Source organism: Microcoleus sp. PH2017_08_TRC_O_A, from assembly GCF_020738665.1.
Lineage (GTDB): Bacteria > Cyanobacteriota > Cyanobacteriia > Cyanobacteriales > Microcoleaceae > Microcoleus.
Map to the genome: position 1 here is coordinate 1 of NZ_JAEQCE010000028.1, position 12905 is coordinate 12905.

Annotated in this window: 15 protein-coding genes; 8 read left to right on the top strand and 7 right to left on the bottom strand. The window is 43.6% G+C overall.

Features of this window, described 5'->3' with window-relative positions; all coding sequences use genetic code 11:
- Window positions 1-285: 285 nt before the first annotated feature.
- The 4 genes from JGK22_RS11705 (at window position 286) to JGK22_RS33260 (ending at window position 4404) form a co-directional block, all read left to right on the top strand.
- On the top strand, window positions 286-2388 hold the full coding sequence (locus tag JGK22_RS11705) for a M3 family metallopeptidase (protein ID WP_293210438.1): 2103 nt from the start codon (window positions 286-288) through the stop codon (window positions 2386-2388).
- Window positions 2389-3296: 908 nt separating this feature from the next.
- On the top strand, window positions 3297-3563 hold the full coding sequence (gene remA / locus JGK22_RS11710) for an extracellular matrix/biofilm regulator RemA (protein WP_172193250.1): 267 nt from the start codon (window positions 3297-3299) through the stop codon (window positions 3561-3563).
- A 78-nt stretch (window positions 3564-3641) separates the two neighbouring features.
- Window positions 3642-4205 carry a guanylate kinase gene (gene gmk, locus JGK22_RS11715; protein WP_293191176.1) on the top strand — a complete coding sequence of 188 codons (564 nt, stop codon included), beginning with the start codon at window positions 3642-3644 and terminating at the stop codon, window positions 4203-4205.
- Between the two features lie 103 nt (window positions 4206-4308).
- Window positions 4309-4404, top strand: a complete 96-nt coding sequence (locus JGK22_RS33260) for a hypothetical protein (protein ID WP_363319166.1) — start codon at window positions 4309-4311, stop codon at window positions 4402-4404.
- On the opposite strand, the gene JGK22_RS11720 is transcribed toward JGK22_RS33260, so the two are convergent.
- Window positions 4394-5134, bottom strand: a complete 741-nt coding sequence (locus JGK22_RS11720) for a hypothetical protein (protein WP_293312918.1) — start codon at window positions 5132-5134, stop codon at window positions 4394-4396. The genes JGK22_RS33260 and JGK22_RS11720 overlap by 11 nt on opposite strands.
- Before the next feature lie 127 nt (window positions 5135-5261).
- Between JGK22_RS11720 and xseA the strand changes: the two genes are divergently transcribed.
- Together xseA and xseB are read left to right on the top strand one after the other, a co-directional pair.
- Entirely contained in the window at window positions 5262-6422 is a 1161-nt protein-coding gene (xseA, locus tag JGK22_RS11725; protein ID WP_293312920.1) for an exodeoxyribonuclease VII large subunit, read from the top strand.
- Window positions 6423-6427: 5 nt separating this feature from the next.
- On the top strand, window positions 6428-6655 hold the full coding sequence (gene xseB / locus JGK22_RS11730) for an exodeoxyribonuclease VII small subunit (protein ID WP_293176136.1): 228 nt from the start codon (window positions 6428-6430) through the stop codon (window positions 6653-6655).
- Window positions 6656-6706: 51 nt separating this feature from the next.
- Here the strand turns inward: xseB and JGK22_RS11735 are convergent, their stop codons facing one another.
- From JGK22_RS11735 to JGK22_RS11755, 5 genes are all read right to left on the bottom strand, one after another.
- On the bottom strand, window positions 6707-7828 hold the full coding sequence (locus tag JGK22_RS11735) for a hypothetical protein (RefSeq protein ID WP_293191179.1): 1122 nt from the start codon (window positions 7826-7828) through the stop codon (window positions 6707-6709).
- Complete coding sequence (locus JGK22_RS11740) at window positions 7829-9421, bottom strand: AAA family ATPase (RefSeq protein WP_293176132.1); 1593 nt, start codon at window positions 9419-9421, stop codon at window positions 7829-7831.
- 136 nt (window positions 9422-9557) lie between these two features.
- Window positions 9558-9767, bottom strand: coding sequence for a CsbD family protein (locus tag JGK22_RS11745; RefSeq protein ID WP_293176130.1), 210 nt, complete (start codon window positions 9765-9767; stop codon window positions 9558-9560).
- A gap of 278 nt (window positions 9768-10045) precedes the next feature.
- On the bottom strand, window positions 10046-10882 hold the full coding sequence (locus JGK22_RS11750) for a PHP domain-containing protein (RefSeq protein ID WP_293205596.1): 837 nt from the start codon (window positions 10880-10882) through the stop codon (window positions 10046-10048).
- A gap of 83 nt (window positions 10883-10965) precedes the next feature.
- Window positions 10966-11136 (bottom strand): hypothetical protein, encoded by a 171-nt coding sequence (locus JGK22_RS11755; protein ID WP_293197094.1) that lies wholly within the window; start codon window positions 11134-11136, stop codon window positions 10966-10968.
- 63 nt (window positions 11137-11199) lie between these two features.
- Here JGK22_RS11755 and JGK22_RS11760 point away from each other — a divergent pair, with 63 nt between their 5' ends.
- Window positions 11200-11544, top strand: a complete 345-nt coding sequence (locus JGK22_RS11760; RefSeq protein ID WP_293197095.1) for a hypothetical protein — start codon at window positions 11200-11202, stop codon at window positions 11542-11544.
- Between the two features lie 108 nt (window positions 11545-11652).
- On the opposite strand, the gene JGK22_RS11765 is transcribed toward JGK22_RS11760, so the two are convergent.
- On the bottom strand, window positions 11653-12105 hold the full coding sequence (locus JGK22_RS11765) for a hypothetical protein (RefSeq protein WP_293176122.1): 453 nt from the start codon (window positions 12103-12105) through the stop codon (window positions 11653-11655).
- Between the two features lie 55 nt (window positions 12106-12160).
- On the opposite strand from JGK22_RS11765, the gene JGK22_RS11770 reads away from it, so the two are divergent.
- Window positions 12161-12781, top strand: coding sequence for a histidine phosphatase family protein (locus tag JGK22_RS11770; RefSeq protein ID WP_293312923.1), 621 nt, complete (start codon window positions 12161-12163; stop codon window positions 12779-12781).
- The last annotated feature ends 124 nt before the right edge of the window (window positions 12782-12905 follow it).

Here is a 12905-nt window from a genome sequence, read left to right on the forward strand (position 1 = left end):
GCGTCCCCGCTCGCGAGTATTGCAATACTCGCGAGCGGGGACGCTCGCACTATAATAAAAAATGCTTGTTTAAAAAATGAGATGCTCCCGTTGGCAGTTGGCAGTTGATAGTTGGCAGTTGTAATTGGTCATTAGTCATCACTCAGAAGGAAGATTTTCCCCTTCTCCCCTTCTCCCCCTCTCCCCCTCTCCCGGCTGGAGTCGAATTTTTTAGACAACTGTGTTACAAATTGAAAAGGTAATCTGTCTAGTTCACCTGTTTTCAACCTGTTACAAGAAAATTAAATGACCGCAACCGTAACTGTTACTGATAACCCGTTATTAATTGGCAAAGGATTGCCACCGTTTGATGCGATCGCACCAGAACACGTAGTCCCCGCCGTTACGCAACTGCTGACGGAACTAGAAGCCGAGTTAGCTGCCTTAGAAGCCTCTGTTGAGCCGACTTGGAGCGGCTTGGTAGAACCATTGCAGCGGCTCGGAGAGCGTTTAAATTGGACTTGGAGCATTGTCGGACATTTGATGGGGGTGAAAAATAGTCCGGAATTGCGATCGGCTCACGAAACAGTGCAGCCAGAAGTAGTAAAATTTGCGAGCAAGCTCAGTCAGAGCAAACCGCTTTATGAAGGTTTTAAAGCACTGCGGGCCAGCCCAAATTGGGACAGTTTAGAGCCAGCTCAACAGCGAATTGTCGAAGCCTCCCTCCGAGATGCTCAACTCTCCGGCGTCGGTTTAGAAGGCGAGCAAAAAGAGCGTTTCAATGCCATTCAATTAGAAATGGCAGAAATTACTACTCAATTTTCCAATCACGTCCTCGACGCTACCAAAGCTTTCAGTATCACCCTCACAAACAAAGACGAAATTGACGGTTTACCGCCGAGTTTGTTGAGTTTAGCAGCTCAAGCGGCTCGCAGTGCCGGCGCCGAAAATGCGGATGCCGAAAATGGCCCTTGGCGGATTACTTTAGACTTTCCGAGTTACGGGCCTTTCATGCAGCACAGCACTCGCCGCGATTTGCGCGAAAAGTTGTACAAAGCTTTGATCGGCAGAGCTAGCAGTGGAGATTTGAATAACTGGCCTTTGACCGATCGCATTTTAGCACTGCGCCACGAAAAAGCTGCTTTGCTCGGGTTTAGCAGTTATGCCGAATTGAGCTTGGCGAGCAAAATGGCTCCTAACGTTACAGCAGTGGAAGCTTTGTTAGAAGAATTGCGCTTGGCTAGCTACGATGCTGCTGTCAAAGATTTAGAAGAATTGAAAGCTTTTGCTGCCTCTAAAGGTGCGCCGGAAGCTGCGGATTTGAAGCACTGGGATGTCGGTTTTTGGTCGGAAAGGCAGCGGGAAGAAAAGTTTGCTTTTAGTGCCGAAGAATTGCGCCCTTATTTTGCTTTGCCGCAGGTATTGGAGGGGTTATTTGGATTAGTAAAGCGGCTGTTCGGCGTGACGGTAACGGCGACGGACGGTCAAGCTCCTGTCTGGCACAAAGACGTGCGCTATTTTAGAATAGATGATGAAGCCGGAAATGCGATCGCCAATTTCTATCTAGACCCCTACAGCCGCCCGGAAGAAAAGCGCGGCGGTGCTTGGATGGATGAGTGCGTGGTGCGCGCTAAGTTTGTGGAAGCGGGAAAAACAACAACGCGCTTACCTGTGGCGTATTTGGTGTGCAACCAAAGCCCTCCGGTTGATGGGAAACCGAGTTTAATGACTTTTGTGGAAGTAGAAACTTTGTTTCACGAATTCGGCCACGGTTTGCAGCATATGCTAACAACGGTAGACTATCCGGGGGCTTCTGGCATCAATAATGTTGAGTGGGATGCGGTGGAGTTGCCAAGTCAATTTATGGAAAATTGGTGTTACGATAGGGCGACTTTGTTCGGGATGGCAAAACATTACCAAACTGGGGAAACTTTGCCGGAACACTATTACCAAAAGCTGTTAGCAGCGCGCCACTACATGAGCGGCAGTGCCATGCTCAGGCAAGTACATTTTAGCAGTGTTGATATTGAATTGCACCACCGCTATCGATCGGGCGGCAGCGAAACTGTGGCGGATGTCCGCAACCGCATCGCTAAAACGACAACTGTGTTGCCTCCTCTGGAAGAAGACGCATTTTTGTGCGCTTTCGGGCACATTTTTGCGGGCGGCTATGCGGCGGGCTATTACAGCTATAAATGGGCGGAAGTCCTTAGTGCTGATGCTTTTGCGGCGTTTGAGGAGGCGGGTTTGGAAGATGAAAGTGCGATCGCCTCTACAGGTAAACTCTTCCGAGATACAGTGTTAGGATTGGGCGGCAGTTTGCACCCGATGGAAGTGTTTAAAACATTCCGGGGACGCGAACCGAGCACTAAAGCTTTGTTGAGACACAGCGGTTTAGTTGCGGCTTAACAAACTGTCCAATAATTGAGGATTAATGCAGGTAAATTCATCTGCATTAATCCCGCTAAAAAGCGGGATTAAAAAGTTTGTAGTGAGGACTTTAGTCCTATAATTTTTATTTACATATAATCCAATACAGTTCACTTAAGGTAGATTCCCCCTAATCCCTAATCCCTTAAAGTTCGGATGGCGTATTAGACGCAACTTTCATATTAATAAATAAAGGTACGTTGTTGGGCTTTAGCCCTCTTTATCTATACTTCTAAAGAGGGCTAAAGCCCAACAACGTACCTAATTTTATAAGAACAATATCGAAGGGTTATAGTAACACTTTTAAATTGGTATTAATAGGACTAAAGTCCTCACTACGAAACATTTTTTTTGTAGAACATCATGCAACAAACATCTGTAGTTTGGCACATCATCCCCAATCTTTTTGTGAAAAATTGGGGATGATGTATGCGCCACGTGGCTATCCCGTAGGTAATCGCCAGCAGCTTTTGGATTAGCTTGAAGGCCCATCAAAGCAGCATCAATCTCAATACTGTCAGTATAAACTGCCTTTCGTGAATATTTTCTATCATTAATCAGTGATGGTACTTAACTTTCCCTCCACCTGAAACTTCCTTTATATTTCGCAACATTTACTGGCGGTTTTCTCCATACAGCTAAAGCTTTTATTCGCAACGAAAAATTGAGAATTTTACCGAATCTTTAACATCCAGCGGTCACCAGCGGTAGTTTTTTAAAGTTTTGATAAAGATTGGCAGACTCTGCTTCAAAAAAGAGCAAAAAATGAAGGTGAAAATTTAAAACTTTTTGTTATGAATAATTTTAACTTGCCAGAAAAAATGTATTTATATATGATAATAAGTAAGGATTGATAGTTACTTGTTCACCTATAGATTGAGATATTCATGGATATTCAATTAATTAATATCGGCTTTGGTAATATTGTGTCGGCTAACCGAGTGATTGCCATTGTCAGTCCCGAGTCAGCGCCAATTAAGCGTATAATTACTGATGCGCGGGAGCGCGGACAACTGGTTGATGCTACTTACGGCCGCCGCACGAGGGCGGTAATTATTACTGATTCGAGTCACGTTATCCTCTCGGCGATTCAGCCGGAAACGGTTGCTAATCGTTTTGCGATCGGCAAAGACGGTCAAGGTCGGGATGATTGAGGTTTGTTGGTTGCAATTTGAGCACTTACAGTCTAGAGTAAGCGAAAACTCAAATTGTGACACGTTTCTCTTCTAAAAATGAAATCCGGTAAATTAATTGTTCTGACGGGGCCTAGCGGTGTGGGGAAAGGCACCCTAGTGCGATCGCTCCTCAACCGCCATCCCGAATTATATCTTTCGGTATCGGTGACAACTCGTAAGCCCCGCGAGGGAGAAATTGAGGGACAACACTACTATTTTGTCAGCCGCAGCCGTTTTGAGGAAATGGTTGAGGCTGGCGAATTGGCTGAATGGGCTGAGTTTGCTGGCAATTTTTACGGTACTCCATTTTTTGCTCTCAAACAGGGAATCGGCGAGGGAAAATGGGTAATCCTGGAAATTGAACTCGAAGGAGCAAGGCAAATTAGAAATAAGTTTTCTGAAGCTTTGCGAATTTTTATTTTACCTCCTTCTTGGGAAGAATTGGAGCGCAGGCTGCGGAGTCGGGGTCAAGATTCCGAAATTGCGATCGCCCGTCGGTTGCTGCGGGCTAAAGAGGAGATTGAAGCTGCGGGCGAATTCGACTTCCAAGTTGTCAACGACGATTTAGAAGTTGCTTTAAAAAAACTAGAATCCGTGTTGTTTGTCAGCGACCGGAAATGATATGATGATGATTTGATATTATAGCCTTTCGAGCGAAAGATTCGCGGACGATTGGGCATAGGGCAAACCGGGCATAGGGCATACCTCACTTTTTTGAGAACCAATTACCAATTACCAATTACCAATTACCAATTACCAATTACCAATTACCAATTACCAATTACCAATTACCAATTACCAATTACCAATTACCAATTAGTACGCGCTAAAACTTCGGTACTTTTCTTGATAGCAACACAAGATTTTAAATTCAATTCTAGAGTTTCGGACGCAGGCGAAAATTTCCTGAGCGGTTCTATTTCGCGAGCAGAACATCCCAACATTTCCATATAAGCTAGTGTCCAGCCAATAGCTGCAATGTCGCTGACATTGCCTTCTCCGGCGCACAGGTGACAACCCGATTCGCCCTCGGGGCTGCACTCGGGACAAACCCAATTGTTGAGTTGTGAATTTAGCTGAATTGTGCGGGATGCTGAGGCAATTGTCAATGCTTTAATGTGGTTTTGAACTACTTGTTTAAAACCTCTGTTTGGGTTGGTGCGGTAATCGGAATTGTTGGGCGATCGCCCGTTAGCGAAGCCCTCGAAGAGGATCGCCATTCCTGGCTGTTGCAACGAAGCCCCAGATGCTGTTTTGTTATCTGTTTTGACTCCAGATTCACCCAGGTTCGCCGTTAGCTGAATGCCGTAGTCTTTCGACTCTTCAGTCTGAGAGCGGCTGAGTGCGCTGTCAGAATCGGATGCTGTGCGATCTTCTTCGAGGGCTTCGCGATCGGCAAAATCTTGCATCGAGAGGTGATGTTCGATCGCCAAAGACCAAGTTCTTTTATGTCTGAGATCGCCATATTTTCTGGCTTCGGCATCAGTAATGCCGATCGCCGCAGCCTCTTGGCGCAGCACATTCATCGAAGTCATGACATCTGATATCATTAGTTTGTTTGCTGTTAATTTACCTTCGCCGGTAGAGAAGCCCTCGCAGAGGATAGACCTACAAATAAATACCTTAGATATAGTAGCCTAAATCTCAAATCTCAAATCTCAAATCTACAATTGTTTAATGAATTCAATTTTCCCTGACACAACGTTATCGGTGGGCGGACTAACATCATACCTGAAAGAATTGCTGGAGGGCGATCGCCACCTGCGATCGATTTGGCTAACGGGCGAGGTGTCCAACGTTTCGCGGCATTCCAGCGGCTGTTATTTCACTCTACGCGATCCCGACACAAGCGCTGCGATTACCTGCGTGGTGTGGACTTATCAACAGCAAAACTTGCGACGAATGCCCGTAAAAGGCGAGCAATTGCTGGTTTTCGGAAGCATTCAGGTTTACGAACCTCGCGGGGATTACAAGTTGATTGTTTCCAAATCGCTACCGGGTGGCGAAGGATTGGAGGCTTTGCGGTTGCAGCAATTGCGATCGCGCTTGGAAGCTGAGGGTTTCTTCGATCGCGCCAGAAAGCGCCCGATTCCCGCACACCCGCAGATTGTGGCGGTGGTGACATCGGATACTGGCGCTGCGTGGGGGGATATTCAGCGCACGTTAGCACAGAGATATCCGGGTTTGCAGGTGTTGCTGTCGCCCACTTTGGTGCAGGGGGATTTGGCTGCTGCTGCGATTGTTAGGGCGATCGCCCGTGTAGAATTGGACGGTAGGGCGGATGTCATAATTTTAGGGCGGGGCGGCGGTTCTGCGGAGGATTTGGCTTGTTTTAACGATGAAAGAGTCGTCAGGGCGATCGCGAATTGCACAATTCCAATTATTACAGGCATCGGCCACGAAAGAGACGAATCTCTGGCAGATTTAGTAGCAGATAAACGAGCGCATACTCCGACGGCGGCCGCTACTCAAGCCGTACCAATTTTGGCAAATATTTACTGGGAACACAGGCAGAGAATGCTGAATTTAGCAAGTGTTGTGAGGGCAAGATTTCAGCAAGAAGAACAGCATTTGCAACAGCTACAAAATCGCTTAAAACGGTTGCCTGCGACATCGCGAACTTTGCGGCAAGCAACTGGTAAACTGGAGATATTGCAAGAAAAGTTAGCGGCGCTAAATCCGGCGGCGGTTTTGGAAAGGGGTTATGCGGCGGTAATCCAAGGTGACGGTACGATTGTCCGCCAAACTGAGGGTTTGGAATTGGGCGAGGAGTTGACGGTGAGGTTGAGTCGCGGTGTGCTGAAGGTTAAGATTGTGGAAGTTTTGGATGCAGAATAAATGTTATGGTTAACTCGCAGTTGCGTCAGTCTGGCTGGAATTATGAGGAAACGGTCGATCGCATTGAGGCGATTATCGATCGAGTGGAGTCGGGAGAGTTGCCTCTAGAGGAGGTTTTTGAGCAGTTTGCGGTGGCTGTGGAGTGTTTGCAGGAGTGCGAAGGTTTTCTGGCGCGGGGGAAGGATAAGATGGATTTGGCGATCGAACTTTTAGCTGCGGAACCGGATTTTTAACCGCAGATTTAGGCGCTTCGCCTTTATAAATAAACAAGTAATAGCAAAGTATCAAGCACGAATAGGACTTTCAGCAATGCACCAGTTCATCACAACCTGTCCCATCTTTTCCCAATCAGAAACCATGGACTTATCAATTATTCTGGCAATCTCATGAGGACTTTTTTGTTTAAGATATTCAACGGTATTGCTGAGCGTACTTTCTCCAAATCCCAGTGAGATTTTACATTGACATTCTCCACTACTACTGCATTGCCAGTTAACTTGACACCAATTATCTATACAACTTAATATATGGGGACTCATAGAAATCTTTACTTCCCAAAAAGACTTAATATTAGGGTTACTTGATTGAATAACTTCCTTCATTCTAGTTCCTTTTTTTATATCTAAAAAATACCTAATATCGACTGCACTACTACTAATATCTTCAAAAAATTTTAATGCTTTGAGTCTTTCCTGATTTTTGGAACACAGTTCAGATAAAATTGAATTAGGTATTAAGTTTTCAACTTCACGGCAATCAAGAATAAAATTTTCCGTATTTATACAAGTAGAATCGCTCAAAGCTTGGAGGCGAGATGCCGTCGAGCCTAGATTTCCATCAGGAGCAATTTTATCGCTATCTACAATACAAAGGCAAAAGCGTTTTTTAAATTTTTGAATATTAATATACTCACTAGAAATTGTATTACCACCACCACCTCTAGGTTCGCATACTATTTTTACATTCATCTTTTTCCATATAAGATAAACTTTTGCTATAATTTCGTATAAAACAGCATCATCACTATTTTCACACAAGAGTATGGTTTTCTGTACAGACTCTGAATCATTAAAAAAACGTGGGCCAACTTTAATAATTTGCTTACCTGAATCAGAAATCACTGCTGGTTCATAACAAGGATTAACAATTTCAATATATCTTGTTACCGCCGAAAGATAGGATTGAAATTGTGTAGATTGGTTGTATAACTTATGGTAAATTTTTCTAGCAAATTGAGATAAACGAGAGCATTGAGCAATTTTTTTAAAAGTTTCTCTCTTAGCCATTACTATATGCTTACCTTCCCGACGGGCAGATGCAAGATTTTCTAAAGCCAAAACAGTCTCATCGTCCCAAGTATTTTCATCTCCCTTATCTACTACAGAGCTATCAATCAAAATTAGCATTTATACAAGTTCCATCTCGAAAAAATCTAGCGGCCAGTTTAAAAGATACCCATCTGAATTGAATTGAGAGTTTCTTATTCTTACTTCTCCTGGTTTATCGCATGGCTCAAATAAAACAATGTTGATTTCATCAGGAGAAATTTTACCTTCGGAAACTAATTGTCCGAGGCGATTTACCAATACTTCACTATGGGTTTCAATCATTAAACGTAGCTGAATCTTCTTCTCCTTAGCTGCTTTGATTGACTTAACCAATGCATCTGTTAAAGTTCCTTGCAGACGGGGATGAAGATGTAACTCAGGTTGCTCAATAGCGTAGGTTATTGTTCCTCGGTTTACTCGACGAAATGAACTTAGTAACCATAATTGAGTAATAACAGGAAGAATTTGAGAAAAACCAAATCCAGTATCAGCAACATTCAGGTATTTATCAGAATTTTTAGAACGAATTTTTACTGAAATGTGACCAAGGCTAGATTTAATTGATGGCTTAAATCCAAAATTATCTAAAGTCCAGGTAGAAAAGTTTTTCATTTCTGAATCAGTTAGATTGCGTAAAAACATTGCAAGATTATTACCTTGGTAATCCACTTCATCAACAGCTAAATCTTGAGTTCGGTAATAACGCTCTGCTGTAGCTCGTACTGGCCCAATATAGCTAATATTCTTTGAGAAGTTCGCTAGTGTATCATCACATTTTTCAAGAATAAAAGGTATCGCATTTGCGATAATCAGATCCCTTAAATCTTTAAAATCTTTTGTCTCAACTGTCCAATTCTTAGTTTTATTCTTCCAAGATTTGCCAGCAATATTATTTTCTTGAATATCTTTTAACATATTTTCTGAGTTGCCGAGACCAAAAGAGAGTGCCATTTGAATAATAGTCTCTAACTTAGTTGCATGATGAGCCGTCTCTTTGGTTTTGTCTATCAAAGCTTGAAATAAAGCTCTGAAGCGAGAACGATATCTCACAAAACCAGGAGATAGTGAGGATGATTTTTCAAATTCATATTCTTTTTTTTGCTCACTTTCAGTAATAGTTGGCAGAATCAGACTCCTGTCAAATTTTCTAGTAACATATTTATTACCCAAATTTAAAACGTTAAATGAATTTACGAAAAAGTCCGTTAGAGAATCATCCTCACCAAAAGATAATTGGATTTTTGAATCTTCAAGCTGCAAAAAGATTCTACTTGTTCTTGTTGTTTCTTTCTTTTTATTTTCTGAGACTTGGAGAGTTAACGTTATATCACAAGTGTTTAAAATCTTTGCTTCTCCCGAAAAAAGAAAGTAAGAAAAATCTCTAGCAGAGGGAAACTGTCTTGATTCGAGCTTGAAGTTAAAAGAAAATTCAATATTATCTTCTGCTCCTGTTTGATGAGCATCCTCAAAATTACCGAAGTCAACTAGGCGACCTGACCAAAGTATTGGCCCAGTTGTTCTAGATTCTAGGCTTTGTTTCAATAGAGGAAGAATACGCAGAAAACTACTCTTACCTGAACTGTTTTGCCCAAGAAGAACAGTTATAGGCTTTAACTCAATATAGCCAGTGTCAGCCAGACAGCGTAATCTTTCCACTCTAATAGAATCCATTCATACCTCTTAATAAGGAATAGCTTTAATATTTTATCTGCCCAGACGCCTCTAAATCTTAGATTTAATTTTGATTAAAATCTTTTGGGGCGGGCGGGAAGCCCGCCCCACAAATACAATCTAGATGCCCGACAGCTTACAATTTGTCGATCGCCCTTTTGGCCTTATCCGTCAGATTTTTTACCGCATCTTTCACATCTTCTGCTGCGTGGCGGGCGGCGGATTCCGCTTGTTTCGCTTTGCCTTCTGCCTGGTCTTTTTTATTGCCCGTGATGTTACCGAAAATTTCCTGAGCTTTGCCTTCTACGTTTTTGCCGATCGCCTTTGCTCTGTCTTCTGTACTCATAATCAGCTCCATTGAGTAGTTGAACGCTACTACCACCCTAACATTAGCTCAACAGAAGTTGCTCGCTAACTTCACATTAATTTATGTTGATTTTGATTTTTATTGGTTTTCAGTAGAGTTTTTGCCCAATATTTTATTGATACAGAAACCGCAGTAGTAGGGTGCGTCAGAATGACTTGATTATTCAGATTTACTCTGATAAAAACTGAGTCACGCACCCTACAGTTATACTCAAATTATTGTGGGGTGGGCTTCTAGCCCGCCCAAAAAGTTACAAACTATTTTAAACTCGCCGCTGCAACTTTAATCGGTTCGAGCAATTCTAACGGTATATGCAGCATATTCAAGTGAGTAGTTTCAACACCTTTCCTTTCATTTCTTTCTACTTCGGGGCCGTGATAATCGCTGCCACCTGTCATCAGCAAACCGCGATCGAGGCACAATTGTTTTAACTTATGAATTTGGCTGGAACTGTGGCTGGGATGGTATACTTCAACTCCCATTAAACCAGCATCTACTAATTCTTTCAAGACTTCCTCAACAGCGCCGCCGCGAAACAAATAAGGGTGAGCCCAGACTGGTACTGCGCCGCAACTCTTGAGTAAATCGATGCCTTCTGCGATCGAGAATTTCTCGTAATGCACGTAAGCCGGGCCGTTGTCTCCCAGCCACCTATCGAAGGCTTCTCGCGATGATTTTGCGTGACCCGCTTTTACCAGTGCAGAGGCAATGTGAGGCCTTCCCGGTGCCATTCCTGGGGATGTTGTTGGCAGTTCGATCGCGTATCCCATTGCTGCTAGTTTTTCTACCATTTCCTGCGATCGCCGAAACCGTCCTTCCAGGCGCGCTTTCAAAGGATCTCGCAGCTTATTTGCATCGGGATAAAAACCTAAAATATGCAGCGATCGACCGTTATGTACCGTACTGAGTTCTAGCCCTGGTACTATTTCTAGATTGTACAAGCTAGCGGCGGCGAAGGCTTCGTCCCAACCCGACATCGTATCGTGATCCGTGATGGCTAAAGCCCTAACTCCTGAGGCAGCGGCGGCTGCTACGAGTTGGCTGGGGGTGAGAGTACCGTCGGAGTAAGTTGTATGGCAGTGAAGCTCTAGCATATTGACCTGATTAATTATCGATCGACTTTGCAAACTGTACTGAAACTAACCCCCTCAGCAAGTATAACCTTAGTCCGTGATTCCTAACTATGGGTTCCAGCTTCGCCCTTGTGCCAGTTGGCGAATTGGCTGAATTTAGCGTCTGTTGCTTGTACGCAGAAACACACTCTCAAGTTATACAGGACAAACGTTTGAGTGCGATCGCCCGTCATCCGCGATCGAGCGAAAAAGTGTGAAGGTACGGATAGTGGCATTTGGCGAACACCATGACTCAGGGATTTTTTCTAAAGTAACAACATGACATTCAGGAAATACATATGAAATCTACTCTTTGCTTCCCCGAAACTTCCGTACACTCTCAAAAAATTAATTCCAACAATCATGGGATGAATTCTCACAGTAACATGGACTATTGTATCGCTGCTGCTTGGATCGACTTAGTGGGAGGAGATTACAGCAGTTTGGGAGGAGATGATTGGCTGGCTGTATGCGCCGATATTGATGAAGGCGAAATTTACCGCGAATGGTTTATGTGGCAAGACCGCGAAGTAACTCAAGAATGGGAAGCTTACGATCCAATTACTAATTATCGACACGTTGCTTGTAGCCGAGAAATGTTGATTGCTCAAATTGACAGAATCGAAGATACAAGACTATTTTAAAATCATAACTAATATTTAAATTTGATTGGCAGCAAACGTAAATTCAGCTTGCCCTCTCTGATTCCCGACTTCTTAAAAAAGCCGGGAATTTCGTTATTATTTTTTGATCTATTTTTGCTTCTCCCGTTCTAACTTGCGCTGCTTCAACGCTTCCAGGTTTTGTTTGATGCTGTCGATCGCACTTCCATTACCCTGCTCTTGGTATAATTCGCTAGCACGGATCAAATCTGCAACAGCCTCACCATCCGATCGCAAATTCGCAAAAATCAAACCGCGATTGTGGTAAGCCTCTGCCGTTGAAACCTCTTGTATGGCGCTAGTAAATTTATCTTCAGCTTTGCGGTAATTTCCCGACTGATAAGCCTCAATTCCAGCTTGGAAATAAGCCGCAGCTTTCCTACCGCTGTCAGTATCGGGAAATTCTGGCGAGTTTAAAATAGGTTCTTTAAACAGTACCGAAATGCTGCCCTTACCGGAGTAAGCCCAAGTCATTGTTCCCATGCCAATCCCCAGGGCAGCCACAACAATGACAGACAGAGCAATAAAATTGGTGAGTTCCATAGAGAAATATTTGTTGTATTACAATATGATAAGATAATTTCTAGGTTCTGGAACAATGGCTGTGCGGATTCACCTCAACGGTCAATGGTTTTTCGGCTCGCTAGCTTTAGTATTGTCGATCGGCATAATCAATGCAACTGCAACTTCTGACGCAGCAACCAACGCCCAGACTCAAGCGGGATGGCAACTGTTGCAGCGGGGCGAGACAGGGTTGGTGGTGGCAATGCGACACGCGATCGCCCCTGGAACCGGAGATCCTGCTAACTTTAAATTGGGCGACTGTTCCACCCAGCGCAACTTATCAGCCCAGGGAAGAACCCAAGCCCAGCAAATTGGAGCCGAATTTCGCAACCGCAACATCAAAATTGCCAGAGTTTTATCAAGTCAGTGGTGTCGGTGTCTGGAAACAGCAAAACTAATAAATTTAGGCAAAGTCGAGCCATTAAGAACACTTAACTCGTTCTTTAGCGACAGCAGCCAAGAAGCCCGACAAACAGCGACAATCCGCAAATTAATTGTTGACAACCGCAACACAAAAGGCGCTATTATTATGGTAACTCATCAAGTAAATATTACAGCAATTACAAATATTGTTCCCCAAAGCGGCGAAGCTGTGATTCTCAAAAGCGACGAACAAGGTAAAATCAAAATAGTTGGACGAATTGGCGGATTTTAAGAATGTGTAGCAATCCTTGCCGAATTTTTCGCGAACTCTTGCTTTCCTCTTCCTTTGTCTCCTTCGCAGCACGAGAAAAAAAATCGTTGAGTCTTGCTATCTAAAGTGATAATGTATAATTTTC

Excerpts from the sequence above, each read along its gene's own strand:
- JGK22_RS11705 (WP_293210438.1), top strand. The coding sequence starts at position 286 with ATGACCGCAACCGTAACTGTTACTGATAACCCGTTATTAATTGGCAAA.
- JGK22_RS11760 (WP_293197095.1), top strand. The coding sequence starts at position 11,200 with ATGAAATCTACTCTTTGCTTCCCCGAAACTTCCGTACACTCTCAAAAA.
- xseB (WP_293176136.1), top strand. The coding sequence starts at position 6,428 with ATGGTTAACTCGCAGTTGCGTCAGTCTGGCTGGAATTATGAGGAAACG.
- JGK22_RS11745 (WP_293176130.1), bottom strand. The coding sequence starts at position 9,767 with ATGAGTACAGAAGACAGAGCAAAGGCGATCGGCAAAAACGTAGAAGGC.
- JGK22_RS11755 (WP_293197094.1), bottom strand. The coding sequence starts at position 11,136 with ATGCCACTATCCGTACCTTCACACTTTTTCGCTCGATCGCGGATGACG.
- JGK22_RS11770 (WP_293312923.1), top strand. The coding sequence starts at position 12,161 with ATGGCTGTGCGGATTCACCTCAACGGTCAATGGTTTTTCGGCTCGCTA.
- JGK22_RS11740 (WP_293176132.1), bottom strand. The coding sequence starts at position 9,421 with ATGGATTCTATTAGAGTGGAAAGATTACGCTGTCTGGCTGACACTGGC.
- remA (WP_172193250.1), top strand. The coding sequence starts at position 3,297 with ATGGATATTCAATTAATTAATATCGGCTTTGGTAATATTGTGTCGGCT.
- JGK22_RS11765 (WP_293176122.1), bottom strand. The coding sequence starts at position 12,105 with ATGGAACTCACCAATTTTATTGCTCTGTCTGTCATTGTTGTGGCTGCC.
- xseA (WP_293312920.1), top strand. The coding sequence starts at position 5,262 with ATGAATTCAATTTTCCCTGACACAACGTTATCGGTGGGCGGACTAACA.
- JGK22_RS11750 (WP_293205596.1), bottom strand. The coding sequence starts at position 10,882 with ATGCTAGAGCTTCACTGCCATACAACTTACTCCGACGGTACTCTCACC.
- JGK22_RS11735 (WP_293191179.1), bottom strand. The coding sequence starts at position 7,828 with ATGCTAATTTTGATTGATAGCTCTGTAGTAGATAAGGGAGATGAAAAT.
- JGK22_RS11720 (WP_293312918.1), bottom strand. The coding sequence starts at position 5,134 with ATGATATCAGATGTCATGACTTCGATGAATGTGCTGCGCCAAGAGGCT.
- gmk (WP_293191176.1), top strand. The coding sequence starts at position 3,642 with ATGAAATCCGGTAAATTAATTGTTCTGACGGGGCCTAGCGGTGTGGGG.